The organism is Protofrankia sp. Cr1, from assembly GCF_963555865.1.
In the GTDB taxonomy this organism is placed as follows: domain Bacteria; phylum Actinomycetota; class Actinomycetes; order Frankiales; family Frankiaceae; genus Protofrankia.
Map to the genome: position 1 here is coordinate 13,926 of NZ_CAUVXO010000042.1, position 10,291 is coordinate 24,216.

Consider the following 10,291-nt stretch of genomic DNA (forward strand, 5'->3'; position numbering starts at 1 on the left):
GTCCAGGACACGTCGAGCGGACGTCCGGCGAAGGGCGCGAGCGGGACACCGTACGGTGCGAGCGTGTACGCAGCCGCGACGAAAGGCACGGCGTCCGCCTCGGACGCCGAGATGCCGTCGGGCGGCAGCTGGTGCAGCGTCGGTTCGGCCGCCTGGACCGCAGCAGCGAAGCCTGCCGCCAGGGCGGTGACCCGACCGATCAGTTCCGGGAGTGCCGCGGTGAGGTCCCTGCTCGCCGGATCGGTGGGGCGGGCGAGGTCGGCCGGCAGCACCGGACTCGCGCCCGCGATCATCGACCGCAGGACGCTTGCCAGCCGAAGGGTCTGACCGAGCGCACGCCGATCGGCTGGCCAGGCCGGATTGCGTCGCACCGCGATCTCGGCATCTCCCAGCGCCGGAATCCGCTGGCGTAACAGACGTTCGAGCGCCGGCAGATCGGTCGAGAAGACCAGGTCGAGCGCGGCGAGACCAGCCTGATCGAGGGTGATCGGGTCGGTGTCGGTGTCGGTGTCGGTGTCGGCAACCACAATCTTCGCCGGATCTCCGAGGTGCGCCGCCGCCCACGACTCGATCCGCGGTTCGGTGAGTGCACGAGGCGTCAACGTGTTCCACCCGCTCGCCGGCGGGTTCGCCCCGACGACCGCGAGCACCCGATGCGTGAGCCGGTCGCCGCTGTCCTGTGCCTCGAGCACGTCGATGGTGTCGTTCGGACTCGCTCCGGTCGACATGGCGTCCATGGCGGCCGCAGCGCGGAATGGATTGCCGCCGGCATAGTGCAGTACCGACTCGCTCAGCATGATGTCGGCGACCGCATCGATCGTCTCGGCTGCATCCCGCAGCACCTGCTGCACGGCGTTCCACTCGTCCGCCACCAGCGGCTTCCACTGGCCGGGCTCGAGGTAGGCATTCACCGGCTCGGCATCGAGCAGTGGCTTCAGCGTGGCGAGCTTTGCGGGGTCGTCCGGCGGGAATTTGTGCAGCAGCAGTACACCGTCGACGACGTTGTCGGCCGCGATCGCCTCTTTCGCGGCCGAGTCGTCGGCACCGTCGGCGTCGTTGAGCCGGCGCGCCACGAGTGGTGCCAGATTGCGCAGGCTGAGCTGCAGGCGGGCGAGGCCCTTCGCCGCGAGGCCGCGCTCGATCTGGTAGCCGATCAGGCTGCCGAGTTGCTGGCCCGAGCGCACTCCCTCGATGAGTCCGTGAGCCTTCTGGATGCGCATGCTCGAAAGGTCGATCGCGAACGGTCCGTTGCCCTGTTGCGACAGGTGCGACAGGTGCGAGCTGCGCAGTATTCCCGCGGCCACGGCGTGCCTCGTCGACGGTGCGTGGATCCAGCCGTCCCCTGATCGACGCACGTCCGGAACGAGATCCTCGACGACGCCGTAGGCGCCGATCGTCAGTCCCCGAGAGCCAAAGGCTCCGGCCTGTCGCGCGCGCCGCTCGTTGACGACGCCGCTGATCCATGCGTCGAGGCGGTGGCTCGAGCAGTCGAGCGCGGACGCGACCGCATTGCGTCGCGTCGCGAGGTCCGTACCCACGAGCGCCTGCATCGCCGACCGCACCTCGCCGAGGTAGCCGAGTTGCAGCAGCCACCCGGTGAAGACCTCGGACGCGAACGTGCTCGCCTCGCGCGTCACCGGCGCCGACAACGCAACCTCGCCGAGCGAGGTCCGGACGGCAGGGATCGGCTCGAAAGTCGCCAGCTTCGACGTCGATGCCGCGGTGACGCCCGTTGCGCGGATCTCGTCGACGAGCCGCAGCACGTCGTCCGGTGAAGCGTCACCTGCCTGTGCCGCGAGCGTCGACGCCTTGGTCTTGAGCGCGACGGTCAGATCCGACAGGTCGATGAGATGACCGAGCACCGTCGCGGGTGCGGACCGGGCGAGTCGCGCCTCGTCGGACTTCAGCGCGAGCGCGAGCATCGCCTGCAGCACGCTCGCCACCTTCGGCACCTGTGACGAGTCCGCGAGGATCGTGGTGATGAACGCAGAGTCGCTCTCGTCCACCAGTGGCAGAGGTAGCGGCCTTGTCCGCTGGTGCAGCGATCCCGGTGCGAGCTTCGCGGCTTCGCCGCGCAGACCCAGTCGCCAGAACGCCCACTTACGCATCGTCTGCTCGGCCTCATAGGCCCTGCGACTCAATCCGAACGCCTTGAGTGCTGCATCGGTTGCGTCGTCGTCGAACACCGGACGAACCCGCAACCCCTGCATGACCGGGCTTGATCCCATGATCTCGAGCAGGGTCGCCTCGACATCGGCGGCGCCGGGACGAAGCTTCGGCACAGACGTTCGCGCGGCCGCCTGCCAGTACGGCAGCAACGCATCGAGCACGTTCTTGATGCCCGCTGTGCTCTCACCGGCTTTGGGCCTCCAGGCGGCGACGTTCGACACGGTGAGAAGTCCATAGGGCTGCGCCCCGATGCATAGAGCAGGTGCGTTTCCCTGACCCCGCACATGATCGCGGAAGAGTTCGCGGGCCGACTCACGCTGTGCATCGTCGAGTCCAGCGACCTTACGTTTCTGCACGCCGTACATGTATTCGCCCCAGCCCGGCGTCCAGAGCGCGGTGTTGACCGCGCGCGCCACCGCCTGCTCGCCCACGCCGTCGCCGACGAGACCGGTGAGCACCCGGGCGTCGACACCGAGCGCCTTCGCCGCCGCAGCGGTGTCGGAGCCGTCGCGGGTCGTCGCCGGAACGAACGATGGCGGCACAGGGGCCCGCCGCGGCTGGAACGGTGAACGCGACGAGTCGTTGTTGTTCGTCGCCGTGCCCTGCGCGAGCAGCCCGAGTCCCTGGCTGAACCGGTGCCCGGTGAACAGTGCCTCGAGTTCGGCCGCCGCGTCTTCGGGCTTGAGGCTGGGCCGCGTGCCGATCGCGATGACCCGATCGATCGGACCGGCCCCACCCTGCAGATCGATCCGGACGGCCATCCCGACCTCGACCGCCTTGCCGAAATCGACGAGCCATTCGCTTGCCGGCGGCACGTTCAACGCGTCCGGCGTCGGCGCGAACGCATCGCCCGGCTGCGGGATCGGCGACAACGACAGGTCGCGCGGGACCACCTTGCCGACAGTCTTCGACACCTGCTCGCCGTGCACGGCGAGCACCACGAACCGGTCGGGCAACGAGCGCACCGTGATGGTTCGCGGACCCGCTGTCTCGGGGTCCGCGAACTGTGGGACACCGGCGCCGCGGTCGCCGAGGTTGGTCGGAGTACACACGTGCGCGACCCACTCTGCGCGGGCGACGCCGACAGCCTTCACCAACTGCGGCCACGCGGTGTCGGGAACGGGATCGCTCCAGACGCTCGTCCAGTAACCACGTCCGGCCGCGATCTCGTCCGGCGTGAGACCACGCTGCAGGTCATCCACGTGCACGCTGTCGGGGAAGATCCGCACCAGCAACTGGTTGCCCTTGAAGCGCGTTTCGAGCCGGACGGGCAGCAGCACCAGTGGTACCGACGGCGAGGCGTCGCATGGGTCGAACAGGTCGAGGACTCCGTCGAGGGCGACCCCGATACGGCGGTCGACGTCGAGGAGCCGGTCGTGGTTCACAGCGCCTTCGCGGGCGGCCTCGGCCACGAGCAGGTCACGCTCCACCTGCAGCCGGGCGACGGTCGCCCGCGCATCGAGTACTTGCTGGGGTATCTCCGCCATGTGGTCTCCTAGCCTGCGTCCTTCAGAAAGTCGACGGCTTCGAAGGCGATGCGTGTCGGCTGTGCGAGCCGTGCCGATGCTTCCTCGCCACCGTGCCACGAGGCGTCCGAGTGCTTCGGTTTGACGAACCGCACCTCGTGGCCGATCAGGTCGACATCCTGGCGCTCGAACCGCGGTGCCTGCGGGTGCTCGCCGATCACTATCCACCAGCCCGGTGCGCGCAGTTCGTCGATCGTGATGTCCAGACCGGCGAGCATGATGTCCGGCGGCAGCATCGCGGTGAACAACGACTTCGCGGCGGTCGTTGCACCGTCAGGTTCCTCGGGCAGCACGGGGTACCCGTCGCGCAGCACGAAGTTGCCGTTGGCATCCTGCTCCTGGCGCAGTGCCATGACCGTCAGGTCGGGATAACGCCGGACGACCTCGCCGCGGATGACCACGACGGCACGCCCGGACTGTCCCGGCGGGCCCGAGACCACGTGGCGCCCGAGCGGAGTGCGAGCGAAGCGGTGGATGTCGACAGTGAGCTCGTCCTTCGCTGGGTTCCAGAACCGCCGGAAGTACGTCCCTCGCGAGTCGGTCGGGTAGTTGCGCCAGAGCAGCTCACGGCCCATCTCGTCACTCAGACCGACGAGGAACGACTCCATGAACACGTCGTTCGCCGCGAGCAGCGTCACCAGCTCGGGCTCGGGAAGCGTTCCCAGTCCCGGCACGAGCCACTCGGGGTCGTACTCGTAGAGCGCTTTGTACATCGGCCGCTTGAACAACGGCGCGGCCATGATCGGCCGGATGAGTCCGTCGAGGAACGGGTCGAACGCGAGCGCACCGACCTTGACGCGTCCCTTCGTCACGTCGAGGACCGTACGGTTGGGATCGAGCCGGACGAGCAGGTCGGACTTTGTCACCGCGAGCGGCGAGCGCGCCGGGGTCACCGCGAGGTCGTTGACACCGGAGGCGGCCAGCACGCCCGACAGCGCAGTGCGCACGTCGGCCATCTCGATCCGGCCCGCCTTCGCGACGACCGCCGCGAGAGCGGTGCCGGACGGGGACCGGAACTCGTCGAGTCGCTGGGCCTCGGTGAGGGCGCCCCGTGCCTGCAGGTCGGGGTTGAAAACCACACGCCTGATCGGTGCGAAGATCTCGCCGCGCGCGTCGACCGAGAGACGCCGCGTCGCGGCAGCGCGCTCGACTCCGAGCGGGACCCGCGCGACGTTGGCGCGCAGAACGGCTCCGCCGCCCCCTGGCGCCGCCAGCCTTCCGGGTGCGATCCGTCCGGGCCCGGCGTTGATCTCGCCTGGAATCACCGGGCCGCCGACGCGGTCGATCACGACCCCGCGGCCCGGTCCGCCGGGCACGACCACCGGCCCGTCGACCTGGCCCTGCTGGTGCTGCTCGGCGAGAGTTCTGGTCACGGTTGATTCGAGGTCGAGCGCGATTCGCTTCCATCGAACGGCATCGCCGATGTTGCTGGCGGCAAGTCCGGCGGCGAGTCCGCCGAGGGAGCGTGCGCGCACAGGATCCGCCGCAGCGTCTTGCGGCATATTGATGCGGATCGCCTCGGCCACGCGTTCGGCGACGAACTCGCCCGGAAGAAACGTGGCATCGGCCACGCCCCAGGACTCGGGTTGTGTGACGGCAGTGGCCAGCGAGGGCTCCTGTGACAGCGTCTCGGTTCCGGCGCGAACCTGGTTGACTGCTTCGTCCGGCGCAATGCCGAACTCCCGCGCCGCGAGGTCGAGATCGAGCGAGCGGATCGCCGTCTCGGACAGAGCCGAAATGCCTTCGAGGTCAACGTAAACACGACTGAAGTCGCGGGCAGCACCGTCCTGCGCCGCGATGCCGGCCACCGCAGACGCCTGCTCGGTTCCGAAGCGACGCATCAGCGGCCCGGTGTCACGCACGGCTCGCCGGAAGGCACTGTCGAGCGCGGCCGGTGGTGTCGCGCTACGCGATACCAGACCCGCCAACGTCAGCTGGTTGCCGTCGAGCCGGACACGGGGAGCGAGCGGTCGCATGAACATCAACAGCCGACCCGGATCGATCCCGTCGAGCCGCGCATGGAGGCGTTCTGCCAACTTGCGGGCGAGTTCGGCGAGGGCGAGCGCGCGGTTGGCCTTGTCGATCTCGCTGACCTGCGCCCATGCGGCCTGCATAAGCGGTTCCTGATCCTTGATGACCACCCGTGTGCCCAGACCCGCCACGACGCGGTTGGTGGGAGTGAGGTTGAGATCCGCGAACCAGTCACCGGCGGCCGGCAAGGTCGAACTCGCGCGATGAGCCTTCGCATAGATGCGCGGACCGACGATCGGCAGGTCGGGAATGGCGCCCGGGTTGTGGGGGCTCTGCCCCTCGATGATGGCCGGACGTTCGAGCGCGTCCTTTAACTGGGCGACTTCGGCGGCGGGCCACGCGGCGCTGTCGTTCGGGCTGCCCGGCGGCGTCAGGTTCGGCGAGTAGAGCGCACACCGGATGACCTGACGGCTGCCTTCGGCCGCTGGATCGAAATCTGAGAGCGGGGCGCCTGGACGAGACGCCTGCATGATCCTCCGGCCGATGCCCCAGGGTGCGTGGATCCCGACGAGCCGACGAGCGAGCCTCGCGAAATCCCCGTCCGGCGCCGTGCGGAACTCCCACGAGTCGTAGACCGGCAACCGCACAGTGCCATCGCCCGCCGACCACGCGGGGCTGAGCGAGCCGGACGGCAGGTTCAGACCCGCGGCCACGCCCGCCTTCGTCGTGGGCACGAGGCAGGCGGTGTAGTTCGTCTCCTGCGTGAGCACGCGAGAGGCGACGAGCCGCGAGATGTTGATGGGCGCGTACGCGGTCGAGAGCCGAGTCTCCAGCGACGCCGGTGCACCCGACACCTGCGCGTGCGCGAACGCCCACGTGTTGGCCAGCGGAGGCAGCCGGTCCGCCGCCACCGAGATGACCGGCAGCAGCCCCGCCTGCGCCGGTTCCCACTCGATCTCGGTGGTCTCGAGCACGACGAGCGTGAGCCACGCCGACATCCGGTCCGACGGTGTCTGGGCGCTGAAGACCCAGGGCAGTTCCGGGCGGTCGAACTCGATGTGCGCCTGGTAGGTCTCCTCCGCGTTCGTGCTGCCGGGCGCGGGGTACCGCCTCACGATCTGCCCTTCGTCGACCCCGAGCACGTCGCCGGGACCGTACAGCGTGATCGTCCGCGAAGCGGTGTCGCTGCCGCCCTTGTCGTCGTTGATCGGGACGGTGATCGTCGTCCGCGGGCGGGTGCCCTGAGCCGGCGACTGCATCGCAGCGCTCAGACCGCTGAGCACGCGTGCGACGAAGTCGAACCTGTCGAGTTCGAGCGTGCCGACCTCGTACTCCTCGCCGACGCCGAGCTTTACCGCGAGCACGTCGTTCACGTGTTCGGCGAGGTCCGAGAGCTTGGGTCCGCGGATGCCCTTGACCGCGTCGAAGTCCGCCATCACATCGCTCCCACGGCAACGGCGGTCAGGTTGCCCGCACCCGAGAGGTTGACCGCCTCGGCCACGCGACTCGCTTCCGCGGCGGACAGTTCGCCGAGGTCGGCGAGCACCTGGGTTCCGTCGTCGACCCGCCGGACGGTTGCAGTGCCGGCGTTGCTGACAGACGGCTTGGTCGACGGATCCGGATTCACCTTCTCCTGTCGGGACAGGTACGGGTTGTCCCTCTCCGCGAGCCCGCGAGAGATGAGCGAGTGCCCCACGAGCGTCTCGTTGAACATCGCGGTCTTGAAACGCAGATCCTCCGCGGGCTTGTCGTAGCCACGGAAGTAAGTCCGCCACCTGACCGTGCCATCCTTGCTCGCTCCGGCCGAGGGCGTGGTCGAGGTGGCCATGCGGCAGCCATTCGGCATGTTCTCGAAGCCGGACTTCGACAGCAGGGCCTCGCCGGTAAGAGCAAGGAACTGGCCGGGCGAGAACGGGGCGGTCACGGTCGAGACCGCCCCGACCGTGCCGATGCTCGTCGACGGCAGTCCCAGGTGCAGCCGGTTCGCCGAGACTTCCGCGCTCCCGAGACGGTCGATGTGCGTCTCGAGCGGGACGCGGGTCTGCGAGACCTCGAGTACTGCGAACGGATGCGCGACGATGCCGTCGTCGTCAACCCGTCCGAGCACCGCGAGCATGTCACCGTCGAGCGGCAGCAGCGCCTTCCACGACTCCTTCTTGTCCAGCGCGTTCTTGACCTCGGCGAGCACCTTGACCTTCGGCGGTGGCTCGACCGCGGGCTCGCCCCACGTGACCGGGCCGAGGTCGAAGTGGAACGTCGGCAGAAACCACACGTCCACCGTCGCGGTTCCCTCGATCGACCACGGGCGCGTGCCCTGGAGCTTTCCGGAGAACGAGATCGAGGCGAAGCTGCATCCGAAGACCTCGATCTCGATGCCCACCGCAATGTCGATCTCGAAGCCGAAGTGCGGCACCCAGCGGAAGATCATGTCGAGCTGCAGCCACGCGTGCGCACTCGCGACGCCGACGTCGGCCTTCAGATCGCCGCGGACGCCGGCCATCACCGCTCCGGCGGTGACCGCGAAGTACGCCTGCACAGTGATCTTGACGATCCTGCCCGCCGACATGTCCATCGTGAGGCGATCGAGCGTGGCGAGCGCCGGCGGCACCTCGGCCTTGTAGCTCGGGTGGAATCCACCGACGGACAGCGCGAACGCTCCGCCGCCGCCCCACTGGATGAGCAGTCCCATGTCGCCGGACACGTTGATGCCCGCGATCTTCGAATCGTGCAGCGACGCGATGATAAGCAACCGATCGGTGGAGATCTCGCCGTAGACCTCGCAGCGGAAGTCGGTGAGCGGCGCATCCTTGGCAGGGGCACGCACACGCACGGCGCCGAGCAGGATGATCTTCGGGTCGGGTAGCGCCAGGACGATGCCGAGTTTCGCCTCGACGATCTTCGCCTGCGAGCCCCAGCCGAGCTCGACGATCGGACCGACGACGAAGCCGTCCTTGTGGTATGGGAAGACGTTGGCCACCTGGTCGAGCAGCTTCGGCGCCTCGGCCATCGGATCGTCCGGGAACAGCACGCGGTCGATGAAGTGGTTCTTCATGCCCGCGACGAGCTGGTCGGTGTCGACGGTGCGGTTGAGGGCGAGCATGCCGCCGACGCCGTTGAGGGTGAATCCGAACGTCAGCTCGATTGCGGTCGGGAAGCGCACCCCCATGACGAGCACGAGCGAGAACGGGTCGGGGCTGAGGATGCCGATGGCGAAGACACCGACTTTGAGGATCTCGAGCTGCAGTACACCGCTGAACTCGGTAATCGTCTGGTTGCCGTACTTGCGTTGCTTGCGTTCGAGGTAACCACCGCCCTTGATGACCGACGCCTTGACCCGGATGCCGACGGCGTCCGGCCAGCGCGGCGACACGACCCACGGGAAGATCGCCGGGTTCGGCGGCTGTCCGTCGAGCGCGATCGTGACACCTGCGCCAACCACCTGCAGGCCGAGGACGTCGCCGATCTTCGCGGCGATGATCGTGGTGACTTCGAGGCCCGTGACCTCGTGCGCCTGGTTGCGCACAAGCCCGAGCGCGAACTCGCGGATATCCACAGCGGGGAAGTTGAACTGGACCGGCAACACGATCTTCTCGTTGCCGGCGCCGAGTCCGTCGCCGAAGTAGAAGCCGTCGGTCGAGTCGAGCGTGACCGCGGAGGGCTTGATCGTGGAAGGCGGCTGCGAGCCAGGCATGATCTTGCTGAGCAGCGGATCCTGCTGGATACCGGGACGGATGGCTGTGTAGACGCGGAAGCCGAAGTTGGCCTGATCGGCTCGCCACCACTTGTTGTCACGCTCGACGAGACCTGTCTTCTCCTCGTCCGTCGGGTTGAGGAACTCACGGCGGGAGAAGCTCACGAACGCCTCGAGCACCGTCTGGTTCAGGCGCAGCACCCCGAAGTTCGCCTCGGCGATGTCGGTGAGCCGCGCCGCGAGCCGGAACGATCCGGGCTCGCCGGTCGCCGGCCCGAACGTCAGCTGGTCGCCGAGCTTCTTCGTCGTGTGGTCAATGTTGAACACCGTCTTACCGAAGGCATCGATCAGCGTGCCGGCGTCGGCGCCCATGTTCGTGAACGGCTGCGCCCACGGGTTCCAGATACCCATGAGGTGGTCGCGCAGGGTCGTGTCGAGATTGCCGTTCGTCGTGGCCAGATGGGTCGCGACGATGTTGAAGGCCTCGTCGATCGCGACGAGCGCCGTGCCCATCCGGGTCGCGATGCGCGTCGCGATCCCCACCGTGAACGGATCGATCCCGGCGTCGGCAGCCGAGTCGGATGCCATCTTCGCGATGACCTTCAACTGGCTGTCGATCTTCTTGATGATCGGCTTGATGAGGTCGGCCTCGGCCTCGATGGCGGCCTTCAGCTGTTCCCAGGCCGGCTTCGTCGTGCCGTCGAGACCGTCGCCCAGGGTCGCGACGAGCGACTTCGTGTCCTTCCAGGATGTTTCCGTCGCATGGCCCAGCCGCGTAGCTCCGAACGCACTGATCGCTTGCAGGAAACCGGTACCGACATCGGTCACCGCGGCTCCACCCCCCTACGCTCGGCCAACGGAATCAACATTTCCAGAGGGTTGTCACCCGCGCGTATCGCCCACCGTTGTCCGGCCGTATCGACCGGCGTTCGGC

Annotated in this window: 3 protein-coding genes; all 3 read right to left on the reverse strand. The window is 68.2% G+C overall.

Going from position 1 to position 10,291, the window contains the following annotated elements:
- On the reverse strand, positions 1–3,656 hold a 3,656-nt coding region (locus U9980_RS06390; RefSeq protein WP_322767085.1), incomplete at its 3' end, for a hypothetical protein.
- A gap of 8 nt (positions 3,657–3,664) precedes the next feature.
- Positions 3,665–7,102: a hypothetical protein gene (locus U9980_RS06395; RefSeq protein WP_322767086.1), complete on the reverse strand. Its 3,438-nt coding sequence runs from the start codon at positions 7,100–7,102 to the stop codon at positions 3,665–3,667.
- Positions 7,102–10,185 (reverse strand): DUF6603 domain-containing protein, encoded by a 3,084-nt coding sequence (locus U9980_RS06400; RefSeq protein ID WP_322767087.1) that lies wholly within the window; start codon positions 10,183–10,185, stop codon positions 7,102–7,104. Before U9980_RS06400 ends, U9980_RS06395 begins: the two co-directional genes overlap by 1 nt.
- Between the last annotated feature and the right edge of the window lie 106 nt (positions 10,186–10,291).